This window comes from Pararhizobium sp. PWRC1-1, assembly GCF_049897905.1.
Lineage (GTDB): Bacteria > Pseudomonadota > Alphaproteobacteria > Rhizobiales > Rhizobiaceae > Pararhizobium.
Genome location: NZ_JAFCXE010000018.1, coordinates 81664 through 98663 on the forward strand (window position 1 = coordinate 81664; position 17000 = coordinate 98663).

General features: G+C 60.7%; 18 protein-coding genes and 2 pseudogenes. 16 read left to right on the forward strand and 4 right to left on the reverse strand.

Annotated elements, in window-relative coordinates:
• Positions 1-91 precede the first annotated feature (91 nt).
• The 9 genes and pseudogenes from ACP7E0_RS24405 to ACP7E0_RS24445 all read left to right on the forward strand — a co-directional run bounded on the left by ACP7E0_RS24405 (position 92) and on the right by ACP7E0_RS24445 (position 7179).
• Positions 92-1282 (forward strand): DUF932 domain-containing protein, encoded by a 1191-nt coding sequence (locus tag ACP7E0_RS24405; RefSeq protein WP_426128582.1) that lies wholly within the window; start codon positions 92-94, stop codon positions 1280-1282.
• 547 nt (positions 1283-1829) lie between these two features.
• Positions 1830-2090, forward strand: a complete 261-nt coding sequence (locus ACP7E0_RS24410) for a hypothetical protein (RefSeq protein ID WP_426128584.1) — start codon at positions 1830-1832, stop codon at positions 2088-2090.
• On the forward strand, positions 2084-2725 hold the full coding sequence (locus ACP7E0_RS24415; protein ID WP_426128585.1) for a hypothetical protein: 642 nt from the start codon (positions 2084-2086) through the stop codon (positions 2723-2725). The genes ACP7E0_RS24410 and ACP7E0_RS24415 overlap by 7 nt, the downstream gene beginning before the upstream one ends.
• A 2-nt stretch (positions 2726-2727) precedes the next feature.
• Positions 2728-3771 carry a DUF7146 domain-containing protein gene (locus ACP7E0_RS24420; protein WP_426128586.1) on the forward strand — a complete coding sequence of 348 codons (1044 nt, stop codon included), beginning with the start codon at positions 2728-2730 and terminating at the stop codon, positions 3769-3771.
• Between the two features lie 377 nt (positions 3772-4148).
• Positions 4149-5090, forward strand: a complete 942-nt coding sequence (locus ACP7E0_RS24425) for a DUF2493 domain-containing protein (protein WP_426128588.1) — start codon at positions 4149-4151, stop codon at positions 5088-5090.
• 52 nt (positions 5091-5142) lie between these two features.
• Complete coding sequence (locus tag ACP7E0_RS24430; protein ID WP_426128590.1) at positions 5143-5403, forward strand: type II toxin-antitoxin system Phd/YefM family antitoxin; 261 nt, start codon at positions 5143-5145, stop codon at positions 5401-5403.
• A pseudogene (locus tag ACP7E0_RS24435) lies at positions 5393-5814 on the forward strand (hypothetical protein). The gene ACP7E0_RS24430 and the pseudogene ACP7E0_RS24435 overlap by 11 nt, the downstream one beginning before the upstream one ends.
• A 624-nt stretch (positions 5815-6438) precedes the next feature.
• Positions 6439-6762 carry a DUF736 domain-containing protein gene (locus ACP7E0_RS24440; protein ID WP_426128592.1) on the forward strand — a complete coding sequence of 108 codons (324 nt, stop codon included), beginning with the start codon at positions 6439-6441 and terminating at the stop codon, positions 6760-6762.
• A gap of 72 nt (positions 6763-6834) precedes the next feature.
• Positions 6835-7179 carry a DUF2958 domain-containing protein gene (locus ACP7E0_RS24445; protein WP_426128594.1) on the forward strand — a complete coding sequence of 115 codons (345 nt, stop codon included), beginning with the start codon at positions 6835-6837 and terminating at the stop codon, positions 7177-7179.
• 177 nt (positions 7180-7356) lie between these two features.
• Here the strand turns inward: ACP7E0_RS24445 and ACP7E0_RS24450 are convergent, their stop codons facing one another.
• The gene (locus ACP7E0_RS24450; protein WP_426128596.1) at positions 7357-7635 is read right to left on the reverse strand and encodes an HU family DNA-binding protein; all 279 of its coding nucleotides are present in this window, start codon (positions 7633-7635) and stop codon (positions 7357-7359) included.
• 424 nt (positions 7636-8059) lie between these two features.
• Positions 8060-9262, reverse strand: a complete 1203-nt coding sequence (locus ACP7E0_RS24455) for a DUF1173 domain-containing protein (RefSeq protein WP_426128680.1) — start codon at positions 9260-9262, stop codon at positions 8060-8062.
• A gap of 266 nt (positions 9263-9528) precedes the next feature.
• On the opposite strand from ACP7E0_RS24455, the gene ACP7E0_RS24460 reads away from it, so the two are divergent.
• Positions 9529-9663, forward strand: coding sequence for a hypothetical protein (locus ACP7E0_RS24460; RefSeq protein ID WP_426128598.1), 135 nt, complete (start codon positions 9529-9531; stop codon positions 9661-9663).
• Positions 9664-9719: 56 nt separating this feature from the next.
• On the opposite strand, the gene ACP7E0_RS24465 is transcribed toward ACP7E0_RS24460, so the two are convergent.
• Positions 9720-10100, reverse strand: coding sequence for a hypothetical protein (locus ACP7E0_RS24465; protein WP_426128600.1), 381 nt, complete (start codon positions 10098-10100; stop codon positions 9720-9722).
• Positions 10097-10807, reverse strand: coding sequence for a ParA family protein (locus ACP7E0_RS24470; protein WP_426128602.1), 711 nt, complete (start codon positions 10805-10807; stop codon positions 10097-10099). Before ACP7E0_RS24470 ends, ACP7E0_RS24465 begins: the two co-directional genes overlap by 4 nt.
• A 488-nt stretch (positions 10808-11295) precedes the next feature.
• Between ACP7E0_RS24470 and ACP7E0_RS24475 the strand changes: the two genes are divergently transcribed.
• The 6 genes and pseudogenes from ACP7E0_RS24475 to ACP7E0_RS24500 all read left to right on the forward strand — a co-directional run bounded on the left by ACP7E0_RS24475 (position 11296) and on the right by ACP7E0_RS24500 (position 16960).
• The gene (locus ACP7E0_RS24475) at positions 11296-11694 is read left to right on the forward strand and encodes a plasmid mobilization protein (RefSeq protein WP_426128604.1); all 399 of its coding nucleotides are present in this window, start codon (positions 11296-11298) and stop codon (positions 11692-11694) included.
• The gene (locus ACP7E0_RS24480) at positions 11694-14072 is read left to right on the forward strand and encodes a hypothetical protein (RefSeq protein WP_426128606.1); all 2379 of its coding nucleotides are present in this window, start codon (positions 11694-11696) and stop codon (positions 14070-14072) included. The genes ACP7E0_RS24475 and ACP7E0_RS24480 overlap by 1 nt, the downstream gene beginning before the upstream one ends.
• 273 nt (positions 14073-14345) lie before the next feature.
• On the forward strand, positions 14346-14528 hold the full coding sequence (locus ACP7E0_RS24485; protein WP_426128608.1) for an LA2681 family HEPN domain-containing protein: 183 nt from the start codon (positions 14346-14348) through the stop codon (positions 14526-14528).
• A gap of 330 nt (positions 14529-14858) precedes the next feature.
• Positions 14859-15215 (forward strand): helix-turn-helix domain-containing protein, encoded by a 357-nt coding sequence (locus ACP7E0_RS24490; protein WP_426128681.1) that lies wholly within the window; start codon positions 14859-14861, stop codon positions 15213-15215.
• Between the two features lie 169 nt (positions 15216-15384).
• Positions 15385-15622 (forward strand): annotated as a pseudogene (locus ACP7E0_RS24495) (hypothetical protein).
• Between the two features lie 81 nt (positions 15623-15703).
• Complete coding sequence (locus ACP7E0_RS24500) at positions 15704-16960, forward strand: alpha/beta hydrolase (RefSeq protein WP_426128683.1); 1257 nt, start codon at positions 15704-15706, stop codon at positions 16958-16960.
• Positions 16961-17000 lie beyond the last annotated feature (40 nt).

Consider the following 17000-nt stretch of genomic DNA (forward strand, 5'->3'; position numbering starts at 1 on the left):
GGAGCCGAAACCATATTCCTTTTTCCATTCCACCCGCCCGGCCCCGCTTGAAGCGGATCAGCCGGGCTCTTTCGTTTCAGGAGACTGCAACATGAACAATCTTGTCCAGCATTCCCGCCCGGTATCTACGGGCTTCAAGGTCGACATCTCGCGCGGGGAACGCATCGGCAGCGTCTCGTCCGAATGGTTCTTGCGCCCGGATGACGAGCGTTACCTGTCGCTCAGTGAACTCTATGATGCCGTCAAATTACGCGCCCACCGCGCTCATGCCCGGACGGTCGAAACCAGCGCTGTCAGGGTTGAAGCCACCCGCGACAATGCCCAGCGCCTGGCGCTGATCGTTCCTGGTCAATCGCAGCCCATGGCGCCGACCCATTGGAGCTTTGGCCAGCTCTGCAGTCTGGTCGGCGCTCCGTCCACCTATATGCGCCAGCTGCCGGCGCCGCTTGCCGGCATTAATCTCCAACATGGATTGCTGAACCATCGCGCCGAATTGGTGAAGACACTCGAAACCGGCGACGGTCGCGTCGAGCTTCGCGCGGTGACCGGTCCAGATTACGGCCGCATCTGGGATCACGAGCTGGTTTCGGCGGTGATGAACATCGCCGGAAACGGAACCGGCGACACGATCTGGAAGGTCCCGGGCGTCCTCGACTGGGCGACGATGACCCACAATCCCTTTGTTGATATCACCAAGGACACGACAACGCTCTACGCCAGCGATCGGGACGTTTTCCTGTTCCTCGTGGATGACACGCATCCTATCGAAGCCGGCCGCCTGCCAAATGGAGATCCAGATCTCTACTTTCGCGGCTTCTATGCCTGGAACAGCGAGGTGGGATCAAAGACGCTCGGCATAGCGTCGTTCTACCTCCGTGCCGTTTGTGCCAACCGCATCCTGTGGGGCACGGAGAATTTCGAGGAAATCAACATCCGCCATTCGAAGTTCGCCGCGCACCGATTCGCGCATGAGGCAGCACCTGCGTTGACGCGTTTTGCCAACTCCTCGCCTGCTCCATTTGTTGCTGGCATCAGGGCTGCCCGTGAACGGATCGTCGCCCGCAACGATGAGGATCGAGAGGCATTCCTGCGCCGCCGTGGATTCTCCAAGGGCGAAACCGGCAAGATCATCGAGACCGTTCTCTCGGAGGAGGGCCGTGCGCCCGAAAGCATCTTTGACTTCGTGCAGGGGATTACTGCGCTCGCCCGCGACAAGCCTCATCAGGACACGCGTCTCGATCTCGAAGCCAAGGCGAAGAAGCTTCTCGAACAGGCAGCCTGATTCCAAGGAGATCCCTTTTTTCTGTTCAACCGCGATGCCGACCGACCCTGTTTGGCGGCCGCATCGCCGTGTCCGAAAGGATGTCGCAATGCCCAACCTAGCTCTGCTGGCGCAGCCATCTTTTCGCCGATCGCGGGATTGCGACCCTCGCGTCCGGGCGATGTCTTCGCTTCGAATCTTCCAATGCCGGGGATAGACGTTGCAGCGTCGGATCCCGCAGCAACTGAGGGGTCGCCTGGAAATGGCCTCGACGATGCCTGTTGCCTGAACCTCGCGCTGGCTAACGCGGAACTGGGCGCATCCTCTCTTCGCATCGCGCTATCCGAAACGAGGAGCACCTCAACGATCGCTTTGGCTGGAGCTCGTATGGCCACTGCAACGCCTCGGCTGACCCTGCGACAGATTGAACCGGTGCTGCAGGCTGCGGTCGCTGTCTTCGCGGCAGCGCCGGCGGGAGGGAGAGAAGGGCCGGAAAGGGTTGGCCTGGCCGGGGTGAGAGAGCGTCCTGGCAGGCCGATCCGCTTCTCCGCTCTCGATAGGACTTCCGATGAATGTGTTCTCTTCTCCGGCCGCCGGCGTTGTGGCCAATTCCCTCCTGTCGACGACTGCATCGGAAGATGCCATTCGCGCCGGCCGAATTCACCTTGCAGCAGGCCAGTTGCTACCCTTCCTCGAGCGTGGCCAGATCGTCGATGCAGACGATCTACGCGCTATCATGACGCACGCGTTCGACAACTACGAGGTTTGCGAGGCGGCGCAGGGCTCGGCGATCCAGTCGCGGACAGGCTCACCATCGTCGCGATGGTGAGCCTGTCCGCGCGGCTCCTGCCGACCCACGCACGCCGATCCAACGAAAGCCAGGCGCTGCAGCAGCTCTCGACGCCGATGCCGCTTGCCTATGTCGCGGCCCGTGCCGCCGGCATCATGCCTGATGATCTCGTGCTTGAACCCTCGGCCGGAACCGGTCTGCTGGCGATCTTCGCCGAAATCGCCCGCGCCCGTCTGGCGCTGAACGAATATGCTTGCGTCCGCGGATTGCTGCTGGAGCGCCTTTTTCCCGATGGCAGCGTGACACGGCATGATGCAGCGCATATCGACGACTACCTCGACCGGTCGGTCAATCCCACGGTGGTTCTGATGAAACCGCCGTTTTCGGCGAGCGTGCCCGACGCTGACTGGCGTCAACTTGCCTCACCTTTCGCACGCCTTGCACCGGGTGGACGCCTGGTGGCAATCACCGGCGCCAATCTCTTTCCGGACAATCCGAACTGGCGCAAGGCCTTCATGCGCGAATGGCTGAAGGCGATCGGACTGTTTTCCGAGAACATCGCTTGGAAAACCCGGTTCTTCGTGCCGATGACGGGGGAAGGACCAGCGATCCTGTCGCGCCTGATGGAGCGGCTCGCCTGCTCTCTATTGCCAGTCGCCATTGAGGGGGACTGATCATGCTGTCCGCTTCAGAGCTGGCGGGCCGTCTTGCGCAAGATGCCGAGTTGGTTTGCCGCCAATATCTGTCTGCCGGCGTGCGCGCCGGTAACTACTGGATCGTCGGCGATGTCGCCAACAGCAAGGGTCGCTCACTCTATGTTCATCTGACTGGGCCGCGCAAGGGGAAGTGGACGGATGCAGCCACCGGCGAGTACGGCGACCTCCTCGACCTTGTTCGTGAGACCTGCGGGCTTGTGGATTTCCGCGACGTTGCCGAAGAAGCCCGGCGTTTCCTCAGCCTGCCGCAGCCGAAATCGAGACCGGCCAGGCCATATGAGCTAACCGACAGCCCGCAAGTCAGCCGATCAACCTCTGAGCGAGCGCGCGGGCTGTTCGCAATGGGCAAGCCGCTGCATGGAACACTGGCGGACGCCTATCTGCGTCAGCGCGGTATCCTGCGGGCGGCCGCGCATGCGGCACTCCGCTTCCATCCATCCTGCTACTATCGGGATCTCGTCAGTGGCACAACAACGAGCTACCCCGCCCTGATCGCAGCCGTCACCGATGGAGCGGCTATGGTCACCGGCGTACACCGCACATATCTGGCTGCCTCCGGGCTTGGCGGCGGAAAAGCGCCGGTCGAAGATCCCCGCCGCGCCCTTGGCCGCCTTCTCGGTAACGCAGTGCGCTTTCGCATGCCGGTCAATGCGCCAGTCCCGGTCATGGTCGCGGGCGAGGGGCTCGAAACCATGCTCTCGCTTTCACACGTGATGCCTGACATGCCGCTGGCGGCGGCGCTCACCGCCAACCACCTCGTCGCTTTCCGGTTTCCTCCCGGCGGCGTGCGCCTCTACATCGCCGCCGACGCTGATGCTGCCGGCCGCCATGGTATCGAGGGCTTGAGCCGCCGCGCGCAGGCCGCCGGCATCCTGCCGCTGGTTCTCGAGCCCGAACTCGGCGACTTCAACGACGACCTGCGGCGGCTGGGACCGGACCGGCTGACGGAGCGTTTGCGCGAGCAACTCGTCCCGGAAGACGCCATGGCGTTTCTCCCGGCCTGATGGGGCGGGTAGAGGGAGGTGGTTGCGGCCGGGCACCTCCCAGGCGGCAGAGTCCTTGTCTGTCGTCCGCCGGGGAGGGCCCGCGCCCGCAGCCTGCCGAGAGGCGACCCCTACCACGCGCCATCCGGTCCTTCTGCGGGTCAGTCAGGTTTCTTCCCCGCGCCGGCGTCCTTTTGCGTATCGCCTATTCCCCAAACCGGTTCCCGGTTTCGGGCCGCTACGCCAGGCCGGCGCTCCTCGCGGTATCCAAGAAACCCTCCTGTCCCCGCCCGGCGCTTCGCTGGGCCGCTTCGCTTGCGGTTCCGGACCGTCCGTCGCTTGGGAGGGGATCGCCGTCAGGCCGCGAAGGCGCGGCCTCTATCCGAAGGAGACAAGACATGATCCTGGCTGCGCCCCTTGACGATGGCTTTGAGCCTCATCACGCATCCTCGCCCACTGACCGCTTCATCTACGAAATGCAGCTCTACGGTCATCGTCCCCTCCAGGACGAGCCCGACCCGCGCGGCCTGCCGGAGGAACCGGTCGTTCAATCTGCCATCACCGCGATCTTCGGCGCATTCGCCGAAATGCTCGGCGATACAAGGCTCGAGCCCGATCTCGAGGACTTGCTATGGTCGAGCGTCAATCTCTTCCACCGCGCCGGTGACCGCATCCAGCGCGAACTGCAGCGCAATGAGGACGCGCAGCGTAGCGGACAGCAGGAGCAGGACGGTTCCGAAGTGAAAAGCGTCGAGCTCGAACGCCTCGTCGCCGAAGGCATTTCGCTGCTGGAACGCCGCAACGCCTTCGAGTTCATGCGCGATTATGCCGCTGACCTGTTCGAGGCTGAGACCGGTTCGACCTGGCGGCCGCGCACCGGCTCGAAGGTCAGTCATGCCAACATGACGGCGGCGATGATCGACAGCAGGGACTTTCTCTCCGCCCGTCGCCACGCCGAGACCGAGGTTCTGATCCCCGCGGGCACCAAGATCGCCTTTTCCGGCGGCATGGACTACAATGATCACGAACGCATCTGGGACGCACTCGATCGCGCCCGCGCCAAGTTCCCGGAGATGGTTCTGCTGCACGGCGGTTCGCCGAAGGGCGCCGAACGCATTGCCGCCTGCTGGGCGGAAAACCGCAAAGTGACCCAGATCAGCTTCAAGCCGAACTGGACGAAGCACGCCAAGGCCGCTCCCTTCCGCCGCAACGACGATATGCTCTCGATCATGCCCGCCGGCGTGATTATCTTCCCGGGATCCGGGATCACCGGTAATCTCGCCGACAAAAGCCGCCGCCTCGGCATCCCGGTCTGGCGTTTTGGAGGAGATGGCGCGTGAGCGCCGTTTTCCTGCAAACATGGAAAACATGGGATCGAAGGAGCACCATTCCATGCGACAGTTCAGGACAGGCGATCTCAACAAACAGGTCGGCGATGTCACCGACGCCGCCAGCCGGGAACCCGTCGTTCTTACCCGGCACAATAAACCCGGTTTCGTTCTCATGAGCTATGGCCACTATGAGCGGATGCGAACCGGAGCCGATGCCCGTCGCGCCCACAGCGTCTCGGACATGCCAAAGGAACATGAGGAACTGTTCTGCGAGGCTATCGAGCGGCCGGCGCGGGGTGAGGGCTATGACGATGAGCCGTGAGTTTCGTCCCGGCGAGGTGATCGCCGATCCTTATCTCTGGGCATGGCAACAACAGCGCGGTGAGACCGAGGGACGAAAGCAACGTCCCGTCTGTGTCGTCATCACGATCCGCAGCGCGCGTGACGGGCAGACGCACCTTGCCCTTCATGCGATCACCACGCAGCCGCCGAGGCCGGACGGCGGGCGCTTGAGATTCCTCAGATCGAGCGCCAAAGAGCCGGAGTGGGAGATCTTAAGTAGAGCTGGATTGTCATTGACGAATAAAACTACGATATCGCCGAGCGCTCCTGGTACATCGAACCGGGGCAGGGGATGCTTGGCCGTTTCAGCAAGCCTTTCATGATGAAGGTCGCTGTTCTTTTCGCCGATGCGAGAGGCAAGCCAGGCCGCCAGGTCAATCGCACCGACTAGATGTCCGTATTTAGTTTTGTTACGCTTCCGCCGCTGGACTATTCCCGACGCCCTGCCGTCCCCGTTCTGCCAGACAGGCATGTGCGGATGTCCGTCGGGCACGTCTGCCCGCTGGCTCGGTGGACTGGCGGCAGCCAGGTCATACGTGTCGATCGCAATTGCTGATCCGCCGTGGACGGAGGCACGTCGGCAATGATCACCGCCCGCTGTGACCGAACGGCCAGCTGTGACAGCCTGGCGTCCTTGCGATGTGTGCCCGGGCGACGCAGCAGCCGAGGCCAAGTTGGTCAGTGAGACTGGTGGAGGGGCCCGCGGGATCTCTGTGCTGCACTCGTCGATGAGTACCCGGCGCGCGGTGCCGCTGACCTTGATCGTGACATGCCCTCGGGCAAGCCGGTGTGCTGGACACGGGCCGCATGCCGGTGGCTGATCGATGTGCGCCTCGGTTCTGCGGTTACATCAAAAGCCATTCCCTTTTCATGTCGCCTTTGTAGGCAACCCCCGGCCTAGTGCGGTCAACCCCGAAGGGGTTCGCCCTCGCCTAAGCTCGGTGACCGCGGCCGAGGGCCGCCTTCTTTGGCGCCATCGGGAATGGTTCCCGATGCAACCGAAGGAGACAACACAATGGCCACCACGATCGCAACCCTGACCGAAAAGACCGACGGATCGCTCGAAGGCATCTTCGCCACGATCAAGGTCAACGCCCCAATCGCCCTGATCCCGAACGCTCACAAGGCAAGCGAAGGTTCCCCCGACTACCGGATCATCCACCGGCGCACCGGCTTTGAAATCGGCGCTGGCTGGTACCGCAACTCGCAGCGCACCGGCGAGGAATACCTCTCGGTCAAGCTGGAAGCGCCAGAGATCGGGGTGATCTTCGGCAACGTCGCTCCCGCCCCCGGCGGCGAGGCGAACCGCAAGGTCATTCTCTGGAACGACCCGGCCTGAGTAACGCATTCGCCGGCCCCGCAGTGAGCGGGGCCGCTCACGTCAGATCCCTCTTTATCCTGGAGAATTCCAATGCAACTTATCACCGATGAAATCCGCGCTGCCCTTGCCGCCAATGGCCAGCGCTTCCAAAGCAATCCAGACTTTGATCCGCATCCAGTCGTCAAGCTGTTCACGCCCGACGCGGCCGCAACCTGGCTTATCGCCTCGGCCGAACCCGAAGATCCCGATCTGCTCTTCGGACTCTGCGACCTGGGGGTCGGGTTTCCGGAGCTCGGCTCCGTTCTCCTCTCGGAGATCGCGTCTGTTCGCGGACGCCTCGGGCTGCGCGTAGAGCGCGACCTCGCCTTTAAGGCGGACCGGCCGATCTCCGCCTATGCCAGGGCGTCGACGGCGGTGAGAGCGATCGTCGCCTGACACTCGTGAACGAAAAAGGGCCGCAGCCATCGGGTTGTGGCCCTTTTTCTTCGGATCGTACTGTCGAAGACCGCCACAGCGGGCAGTTGCAACCTGGTCCTCATCAACTGGCACCGTTCGTTGCTAGCTGACTTTGATGCCAGACGCACCCCACGCAGACCTTCGCCCTACCGTGGATCACTTATTGAGCGCATCCTTTAGCGCCTTGGCCGGCGCGAAGGTCAGCTTCTTGGCGGCCGCGACCTTGATTGTAGCACCCGTTGCAGGATTGCGCGCATCGCGCGCCGGTGTGTCCTTTATTTTGAATTTACCAAAACCGGGCAGTGAAGTCTCATTGCCGGCAATAGAGGCTTCCGAGATTGCAGCGATTACCGCCTCGACAACAGCCTTGCCCTGAACCTTGGTCAGGCCATGCTCATTTGCAATCTTATCTGCGATTTCATTGGTGGTGGTCATGGTAACTCCCTTTTGGAAAGAAGAAGATCCTCTCACCAAGACCTGACACTGTCACGGTGCGGATAAACCGCAGGCTTGCCAGCAGGAGCATTTCCACAGCTTGTGGCGGGTCTGGGCTTTTCTGGCGCTTCCTGCGCCAGTTCCAGGGCATGCGAAGCGGCCTCCCGCTCTGTTGGGACCACCTCGCTCTTCCCGCGGCAGCGGTATCTGATTCGTCCCCCAGGCGCGGCCCGGAACGGGTTCGCCAAACAACATCGCCTGGATCGACAGGGCGTCATAGTACGCCAATCTCGCGCCGGCGCGCTGGCATAAAGCTGAAACGGATCGTCAACCCCCCGAAGTTTCGTCGATCCACTGGCATGCGTACAACGAGAGGTATGAACCGATTCGGCACCACCGATCTGCTTTCATGATGATTGAATGCCTATCCCGGAGGCAAGCGAGGCATCTCTCCGTCTTTGATCCGCCAGATCCAGGAAACAAGGTCGCAGCGTGCCACGATCATGTCGTTCAAGGCGGATTCAAACTGGTCGCCAGCTTCCGGTGGCACGAGATAGAGGGCCACTGGAACGGGCTTCGCCTCCGGGAGCATGGCAATCGCCACCGGCTGGGAAGACGGTAGATTGAACCGCAACCCTTTGACACTCTTGCGCCGCAGCTTGGTCAACTTCTCGAGTACCCGCTCCTCATACACGCTTTCCACCGGCAGCCACTCGGCCGTCACCGTCATCAAGGCGATTTCGTTGATCGTCATCATCCCGGATCCCGCAGCACCGATCGTCAGGATCGCCATAAGATGAGAAGCCTCGTTGGCCTGCCACAGCTCCAGTTGAGAGCTGAAGTGGCGCTGCAACGACGTCCAGGCACGATCCTCCAGGAAGAGCTGAAAACCCGGCATATGTTTGATAACGACCTTGCGGCCGCTGCGAGCCTCGCCGAATTCCTTGATTTCCCCGACCAGCAGCATCAGCCGTTTTGCCCCCGGCGCCGATTGGTGAAGCGCCGCCAGCGCCTTTGCCCGGCGTTGCTCGATGGCCGTCTTGTCGTCCGCGCGGAACGGTTCTGGGATGAAAAGCCGATCGACCAATGATTCTCCCCGTATGGTCATCGTCCGTGCCGCCTCGACAAGATGGCTACGTACATGCCACCAGTGCCGCTTCCCATTCCAGAGCGATGTCCACTCAGTCAATCCGCCCTCGTGCCAGAGGTAGTGCAGCAGCGCCCTCAACGAGAGCTTGCGGGTCTTGTTTTTCACCGTCTCCGGGCTCTCCGTATCAGCTGTTGCGGCCGCCGACCGCGTTCCCAGTTTCGTCATGGAAAAATCAAGCTTCAAGGCCGCCGCGCCAGTTGCGGGATCGATCTGGATGGCGCTTCCGATCAAAGGTCCAAGCCCCGTCAGTTCGTATGGTGGTTCATAGGATGCACATTGTGGACCATGCGTTGCGCCGCTGAGGGGCATGCGCTTGATGATATGCTGGTCGCCAATCTGGGCAACGTACATGGGAACACCGGGGCTCCGGCAAAGGCAAAAGGGGCGCAACGTCTTCTCATATGCGGTTGCCAAGCGGTCCGGAAAGACCGCGGTCTGTTCTTCGACGATCAGGTCTCCAATCTGAAATCTGCGCACCATGTCTTGCCTTCCCTATTTGAACGTCGGCGACGTTCATGGGTGGCACACGAGACCAAAACCTGTCTGCTCAGTGCCGGTCATTATCTGCGAGGGGAAAAGCCGCCTCAAGGTCGCGCGGCCCCTCCAATTTTGCCTCCGCTGCGCTTCGACAAAATCGGTTCCTCCGCGCGCCGGCTCCACCAGTCGCTGACGCGAACCTTGACCCGTCTTCTCCCCTCGCAGCACCGATCACCATCGTTCACAAACGTCAAGGAGACGAAGAGATGACCATCGAACAGCACATCGCGGAACTGCGCGCCGAACTTCGCAACGCCAAGACCATCAAAGAGCGCCAGCAGATCGAGACGGAACTCCAGGCGGCTACCGAGGAACTCACCGAAAAGGAGCTGCCCGACTGAGGGATGTGCCCCACTCATCGCGGAAGCCACACCAGCGGCGGTATTTTCGCCGACCGTCAATAGCCGTTTTCCATCAGGTAATAGTCTAGCGCCGCTTTCACCACCGCCGTCATCTTCAGATCGTTTTCCAGGGCTGCTTTTTGCAAGCGCGCCTTCAAGTCATAGTCCAGGGCAATGTTGATGAAGAATTTCACGTTGCGCTGTTTCGTGCGCTTCAGGTTTTTCAAACTGTAGCGCACATCCTCCTGTGCGATAGCGCGCGCCTCAACCATCTCCCGCCGTTGTTTTTCGCTGGGCTTCGGTAGCAGCGGCGCCACCGTCTTGTGCGTCGGCGCAGAAGCGGCAACCGCCTTGGTGTCACAAGTCACGTCCGGCTTCGCCTCCGCCCTGCGCGATGCAATCGAGAAACCCTTCAGATCAAGTCCTGCCTTGCTCATGCCGCACCCTCAAAGCTGATGGACGCGCGGCTCTGCTCGACCTCCTCGACCAGGGCATGGACCTCGAGGCGCGCTTTTCGGACCGGATCGGTCAGGTACTGCATCTGCAGCGTTCCAAGCCCGTTTTGAATTTCTCGATAGATGTTGCGCTCGAACAGCTCAGTGTCGAGGAGTCGCGTGCGGTACTGGGCAGCCGCCAGGCCGGCAACAAATGGTCTTATATAACGGTATGCTTCGAGGTTACGCCCTGGAATGGAGATGCGTGTCCGGACATTGAGATGCGCGATGTTCAAGCCGAGCCGGTCATTCATCTCGTTGACTGCGGCGACGGCTTGTCCCGCCGCCTCAAGTTCCTTGATTGCCGGTTGGATGGGGGAAATCACCAATTCGGCGGAACGGATGATCGTCGCCTGCAAGGAACTGTCCACGCCGGGCGCATCGATAATGACGAGATCAAACGCACGGCCGAGATTGTCGATCGCCTGCTCAATCGACCGTTGCGTCGACGCGACGGCGACCTCGATACGCTCCGGCACGTTGCTTTTCTGCGCGCACAGTTTCCACCAGCCGGACAAATTTTGCCGATTGTCCGCATCGATAAGGAGAACGCGCTCACCGCGCAGCGCATATTCACCGGCCAGCAACGTCACGAGCGTCGTCTTTCCCGCTCCACCTTTGTTGCTCACCGCCGCATAGGTTCTTGTCATCTGTCGCTTCCGGATCGTGGTGACGATCGGCGCATCATGCCTCGAGCCGTGGAACAGCGCAAGCCAGGACTGAATATATTTTGTTCATAGTCTTAAAGCGTAGTTTTCGTCAGGCAGGGATCAATCTGCACCATGGAATATAATCCACACGTCACAGACACACGCCCCAAACACACTGATGTAAGCAAGCGAGTGAATATACATTCACGCGCTACATTGCTGTAATCGATATGTTTAGGGCAAATATGACCAGTGTCCATGGGGAGTTTCCCAGAAGGGGCCTTGCGGAATCGGCTGTGCCCGTGATTGGGGTTGAGGCTCTCAACCCCTCCAGAGATCAAGTGCAACTGCCGTGCCTTCGACTGGAAAAATGTTACCGAAACGGTACTTTCTTTTTGGCAGGATACGCAAAATTGTGATACAAATTTGCTGACGATCGACGGACGAGCCGTCGATGCGGCCTGCGGCCGGCTCGAAGGGAAGGTCTGATGAGTGCGTCTGCAGACAATGGCCCGTCAAGGGAGCGCAGGAACAAAGTCGTCCATGCGCGTTTCAGCAAGACTGAGATCGATCGGATCAGTCGTGCTGCAGAAGATGCCGGGATAACGGTCTCGGGATTTGTGCGGTCTCTCACCCTGGAAGGCGCCGGCGTGCATCCGTTCTTCACAGACGCGGATCGGGCGGTGCTTTCCCTGCTTCTCTCTGACATCAAGGCGGTCGGCGTCAATCTCAACCAGTTGGCGCGATCGCGAAACAGAGGGGATGGAGGAAGGAAGCAAGAGGAAAAAGACGTGATTAATGATGTTCAACGCGTCCTCGCCATTGTGTTGTTCGAACTGCAGTCCTTTGCCGAACGCGGCGCTCGCAGGCACGTTGGGAGCGCGTGATGGAGATTTTCCTCGGCGCGTTCACGGCTGAATGGGAGCAACGCAAGGCAACGTTTCTCCATGATCTGATGCTGGGGCGACGTTCCTTACCTGAGGAGGATGAGCGCCGTCGCCGCGGAGGGGGTGTCCCGCCGGTGGGCCAAGCCGGAATGGCTATGACTCCGGGTGTTCATTTTCGAGCGAGAGGGGGAAGGGAGGCTGATGTGGTCCACCGGCGCGCCGACCGGCCGATGCGCGCTCGCTTTGCTAGCCTAGCTTCGGGAAGCCAGCCGGCCGTTGTCAAGATGGCGTCGTTTGGCAGCGGCTCGCGACTGGGCGCGATGATCAACTATGTCTCCCGCAATGGCGCCGTCGTGGTTGAGAACGAGCGCGGCGATCAGCTCATTGGCCGTGATCAACTTGCCGCTGTCGGCGACGAGTGGGATCACCTGATGAAAAATAGGGCCGAGAGCCGGGACATCGGCCTGTTCAAGATCTCGCTCGCCGACCACGATCACGTTGACGACAAGATCGTTGACCGAGCCCGGCAAATTGTAAAGCACGGATTGGGGAACCGCGCCTTTGCCTTTGCGGTGACCGAGCGCCCGGAGGCAGGCGGGTTCGATATTGAAGGTGTGGCGGTGCTGAGAAGCACAGGGGGTGAGCGATTGACGGCCGACGACAGGGCGGCGGCGATCGTGCAGGCGCGGATGGATCGGGCGGAGAGCGGCGAGGCGAGCGCGGCGTTTCGGTTTACGGGCTATGGTAACGGCACGGACTACGGTACCAGCCAGGTCCGGTCGCTGGTGGCGGCGCGCAAGGGCAGTGTCCAGGACGAGCAGGGGCGAGCGATTGCCGATGCCAAGCAGGCGGGCGATCTCGTTCAGCGCGAATGGCGAGACCAGCTTCACAGCCGCAAGCCCCGTGACGTCATGCATCTGATCCTCTCGGCCCGAGCAGGCACCGACACGACCGCATTTCAACGTGCCGCGCGGGACTTCTTAGGTCAGCAATTCGCGGGCCACCGCTACGTGTTCTCGCTCCACGATAAACAAAGCGATCCGAAGGCGCAGGCAGCGGGGGGCAAGCGTCCGCATAGCCATGTCCATGCCATCGTCGCGATGCGATCCGATGCGGGCGACCGGGTGGAGACAACCATTGCCGCTTTTCGCCACTGGCGGCTGACGATGGCCGAGAAGGCGCGCGCCAATGGCATCGATATGGAAATGACCGATCGCCGCGATCGGGCAAGCGCCCCCGCTTATTTGAAGAACCAGGTTCGGCCGGTGAACACCATCGGTCGTACCCAGCACGAGGGGACCGGTGCTGCAGGCGAGCGGCGTTACGGCGCCAAAAGAGGCGATCTACCCAGTCATTCGGCGACGGTGCGCAGCCATGCCTATATGCAGAAAGCACTCGCAGAGTGGCAGGAAACCCATGATTTTCGCGAGTCGAAAGTGCAACAGGATTTCATTCGATCACAGCGGATCCGGTTGGAGGATTCCAGAACTACAGTCGACGAACGGCATGGGGTCGGCGGGCAAGCAACAAATTCTGGCTCGCAATATCGAACATATTTGGTAAAGTTGGCGGAGCTTGTTTCGGAGGGTGACGATATGCGCCATATGACGCGACCGGAATTCGAGGCTTATGAAAAGCGGGTCGAGACCGCGCTGTTACAGGCCGAGAAATCCATGCCGGCTGAGGAGCGGAAGGATTTCGAGGAGATCGCCCAGGCAGCACGAGAGCACGTCAATGTTCGCCGTGAGATTGTCGAGTTGCTGGAGGAACGAGCGGCGAGCAAGACTTCTGACCAACGGTCTCTGGAACCGGGCAGGGACGCCCCGCATGACGACAAGCTAAGGTGGGACGACGCCGTGACGCGACACGGCCTCGCGGCGACAGACGTCGCAAACAAGGTGCTTGTCGATATCGAGCGTACACGAGAGGCGATCGAGTGGATCAAAGAGGACGGTCCGGACGCAGTGGAGGCGTTGAAGAAGGAGTTGGAAACACATATCGCTATGGCAGCGGAGCTTGCGGTGCCTGGAAACTGGATTGTTCGTGACGTCGCGGAAATCGACGACGAGTTGAAAACGGCGCTGCAGGCACTTGAACGCGATCGTCAGAGGATTGAAGGCGCGAAAATGACCACGAGGGCGGACCTTGATGAGGCGGTCCGTGCCAGTCGCCACACGTCCAACGGCGAGCAGTTGCAGACCCCGGCTGTCGATTGTGACATCCGAGCTCAAGAAAGTACAAGGGATAGCGCGTCACGACGAGAGGCCAGCGATACGATCGGGAGTGGTCCCGCAAAACAGCATGTCCCTCGATTGGCCGAAATCCAACGCGAGGCGAACGAGCAGAATGAACGCGACCAAGATGATCGCGAACGATAGGAGGGGCTGTGATGCGTGACGAGAGACGGATTATTGTGATTTAGGAGCAGAGCAGCAGCGCGGATGGGCTAAGGTTGTTGATCTCCGCTAGGAACTGATCCGGCGTGGGAGTCAGTTCATAGCGCAAATCAACAAGTTACAAGATCTCGGCGTACCACCGCTCGGACGTTGCAAAGCGGAGCGGAAGTGCGGCTGCTTCTAAATCCGCTCAATGACCTCGGGTCGCATGCGGGGGCAGCACGTGACGATCTCATAAGGTGGCGTTCCACGTCGATGGCAGAAGGCAAGTCTCGGATTCTCGCCCGCTTCAAAGATTACCCGAACTGGCCGCTGCGCGGACTTTTCTGGCTTCCGAAGGAGTTGTTCGACGATCAACTGAAGTATAAGACTGGACCCGGTCCGCGAGAAACGCACGACATCCGTAATGCTCTCGAATACATTTCCCCCGGTCTATGAAGGCTAGGCGCGGCCGTTTATGTGGGCTGGACCAACCAGCGATGGCCGGGGCTATCCATTGACAGCGATCTTCTCGAAACGAAGGCTCTTCGTGTGATGAAGATTGCGCGATCCGCGCTGATCCAGCTGGCCTTGCAGCAAGGCGAGGCATTCGGTATCGGGCTATAGCGTTGAATCGACGCTCGCAATTCTCCATCCTCCCCCGGCCGCCCGATGCGCCTCTTTGGCCACGAGAGTTGGTTAGTAGCAGTACCTCTGTTGCAGGATACCCTCGTCGAATCTGCCAATTAATCATATGTGACGTAATAGATGATTTGATCGTGCAATGGGATCGCGAAATCAAAGACCACCCTCGAAAGGCTTGGACATGACGTCCGCGGCGCGCGTTTGCGGCGCGGTATCGTCGCTGCCGATCTGGCGATACGAGCGGGTACATCGCCAAGCACCGTCGCGCGTCTCGAACAGGGGGATCTCGGTCTCGGGATCGGCAATCTCGCGGATATCCTGGTTGTGCTTGGTCTGGTCGACCGGCTCGCCGACCTGATCGACATCCTCAAGGGCGATCTGGGTCTGGCGTTGACCGCCGAACGCCAGCCGCGTCGCGGACGGTCTTTTGCGACCACAATGCGCAGACAGAAGGCGAAGGGTAAGACGGTACAGGATGATCCTGATGGCGAGTCATTCTGATGCCCGACTTCAACGCCCATGTTGTTCTCGGCGAGAGCCTTACACCTGCTGGTTAACTGCGTTTCACGCAAGCCGGGCCGCGCCAGTTCTCGACTTTCGCCTATTACCCCGCCTGGACCGAGAACCCCTGCGACGAGTTGCCTGACCACTTTGCAATGGGAGAAGCCAAATGAACGTGTCCCGGAAACTGAAAATCGCGTTGCTGGCGGTCGTCGTCGGCCTGTTCGGTCTTGAAGCGGGCGAACAGGTTTCGTTCCCAAGGGTATCCGGCTTCTTCTCGATCGCCGAGGCCAGCGTGGGCCGCCCCGCTCACTCCTGTCAGCGTTGCCGGCGTGGCGGGGCGGACGAGGCGACGGACTGTCCGCCGCACCGTGGTCAGATGTGCGAATGGCGTCTACAATTGCTGATCAATACCCGCTAATGATGTCGTTAATGTAAGGGGGGCAATCGTGAATAAAGGAATACAGGGTCTTTTCGAATGGTCTTCAATTAAACGACTGCTCCTCTGCGGAGCGCTTGCCGTGCTGTCCAGCTGTGGCGGGCATCCGAAGAACGTGCTCACTCCCGTGGCGGACACGGCTCAGCAATCCCACAGGGTGGACATGCTGATCGCGACGACCCGGAGCCAGTCGACTGTCCCCGGTGAGATGTTCACGGGCGAGCGGGCGCGCGGGCCGAACTTCGCTGACATCACGGTCTCGGTGCCTCCGGACAATGCGCGCAAGGTCGGCGAAGTATCCTGGCCAAAGAAGCTTCCCCCAAATCCAGCCACTGATTTTGCAACCCTCAAGGCCGACATGATCGACCTCGATGCGGCCAAGGCTTGGCTGAGCGCCTCCGTCAAGAAGACACCGGATGGAAGCGCGCTGGTGTTCATCCACGGCTTCAACACGAAGTTCGAGGACAGCGTCTACCGTTTCGCGCAGATCGTCCGGGATTCCGGTGTCCAGAGCGCACCGATCCTGGTGACATGGCCATCCCGCGGCAGCCTGCTGGCCTATGGCTATGATCGCGAGAGCACCAACTACACCCGCAATGCGCTCGAGAACCTGTTTCAGTATTTAGCCAAGGACCGCGAGGTGAAGGAAGTTTCCATCCTCGCGCATTCCATGGGCAACTGGCTGACGCTCGAGGCGCTTCGGCAGATGGCGATTCGCAATGGCAGCCTACCGGTAAAATTCAAGAACGTGATGCTCGCAGCCCCCGATGTCGACGTCGACGTCTTCCGCTCTCAGATCGTCGACATGGGCGACCCTCATCCGCAGTTCACTTTGTTCGTCTCACGCGATGACAAGGCGCTCGCTGTCTCGCGCCGCGTCTGGGGCGATGTGGCGCGTCTCGGTTCCATTGATCCCGAAACGGAGCCTTACAAGCAGGAACTCGCCGATAACAAGATCACTGTCATTGACCTGACCAAAGTGAAGGCGGGCGACAGGCTCAATCACGGAAAGTTCGCGGAATCTCCAGAGATCGTCCGCCTCATCGGCGCGCGCATCTCCGACGGGCAGACACTGACGGACAGCCGCGTTGGTATCGGAGACAAGATCCTGGCCGCAACAACGGGAACGGCCGCGGCGGCCGGAAACGCTGTTGGGCTGATCGTCGCAGCACCCGTCGCCGTGGTCGATGCGGATACCCGTGACAACTACGGACACCAGCTCGACGCACTGGGACCTTCAAAGGTGTCCCGGTCGAAACCGCTCCCGAAATGCCGGGCCTCCGATACTGTGAATTGCAGAAAGTAATACAAATGTTGGCCACCCATCAGATCTGCGTCTTCGTCCG

Excerpts from the sequence above, each read along its gene's own strand:
- ACP7E0_RS24445 (WP_426128594.1), top strand. The coding sequence starts at position 6,835 with ATGCAACTTATCACCGATGAAATCCGCGCTGCCCTTGCCGCCAATGGC.
- ACP7E0_RS24470 (WP_426128602.1), bottom strand. The coding sequence starts at position 10,807 with ATGACAAGAACCTATGCGGCGGTGAGCAACAAAGGTGGAGCGGGAAAG.
- ACP7E0_RS24450 (WP_426128596.1), bottom strand. The coding sequence starts at position 7,635 with ATGACCACCACCAATGAAATCGCAGATAAGATTGCAAATGAGCATGGC.
- ACP7E0_RS24460 (WP_426128598.1), top strand. The coding sequence starts at position 9,529 with ATGACCATCGAACAGCACATCGCGGAACTGCGCGCCGAACTTCGCAAC.
- ACP7E0_RS24410 (WP_426128584.1), top strand. The coding sequence starts at position 1,830 with ATGAATGTGTTCTCTTCTCCGGCCGCCGGCGTTGTGGCCAATTCCCTC.
- ACP7E0_RS24430 (WP_426128590.1), top strand. The coding sequence starts at position 5,143 with ATGCGACAGTTCAGGACAGGCGATCTCAACAAACAGGTCGGCGATGTC.
- ACP7E0_RS24465 (WP_426128600.1), bottom strand. The coding sequence starts at position 10,100 with ATGAGCAAGGCAGGACTTGATCTGAAGGGTTTCTCGATTGCATCGCGC.
- ACP7E0_RS24405 (WP_426128582.1), top strand. The coding sequence starts at position 92 with ATGAACAATCTTGTCCAGCATTCCCGCCCGGTATCTACGGGCTTCAAG.
- ACP7E0_RS24440 (WP_426128592.1), top strand. The coding sequence starts at position 6,439 with ATGGCCACCACGATCGCAACCCTGACCGAAAAGACCGACGGATCGCTC.
- ACP7E0_RS24425 (WP_426128588.1), top strand. The coding sequence starts at position 4,149 with ATGATCCTGGCTGCGCCCCTTGACGATGGCTTTGAGCCTCATCACGCA.
- ACP7E0_RS24475 (WP_426128604.1), top strand. The coding sequence starts at position 11,296 with ATGAGTGCGTCTGCAGACAATGGCCCGTCAAGGGAGCGCAGGAACAAA.
- ACP7E0_RS24415 (WP_426128585.1), top strand. The coding sequence starts at position 2,084 with ATGGTGAGCCTGTCCGCGCGGCTCCTGCCGACCCACGCACGCCGATCC.
- ACP7E0_RS24485 (WP_426128608.1), top strand. The coding sequence starts at position 14,346 with ATGGCAGAAGGCAAGTCTCGGATTCTCGCCCGCTTCAAAGATTACCCG.
- ACP7E0_RS24420 (WP_426128586.1), top strand. The coding sequence starts at position 2,728 with ATGCTGTCCGCTTCAGAGCTGGCGGGCCGTCTTGCGCAAGATGCCGAG.
- ACP7E0_RS24480 (WP_426128606.1), top strand. The coding sequence starts at position 11,694 with ATGGAGATTTTCCTCGGCGCGTTCACGGCTGAATGGGAGCAACGCAAG.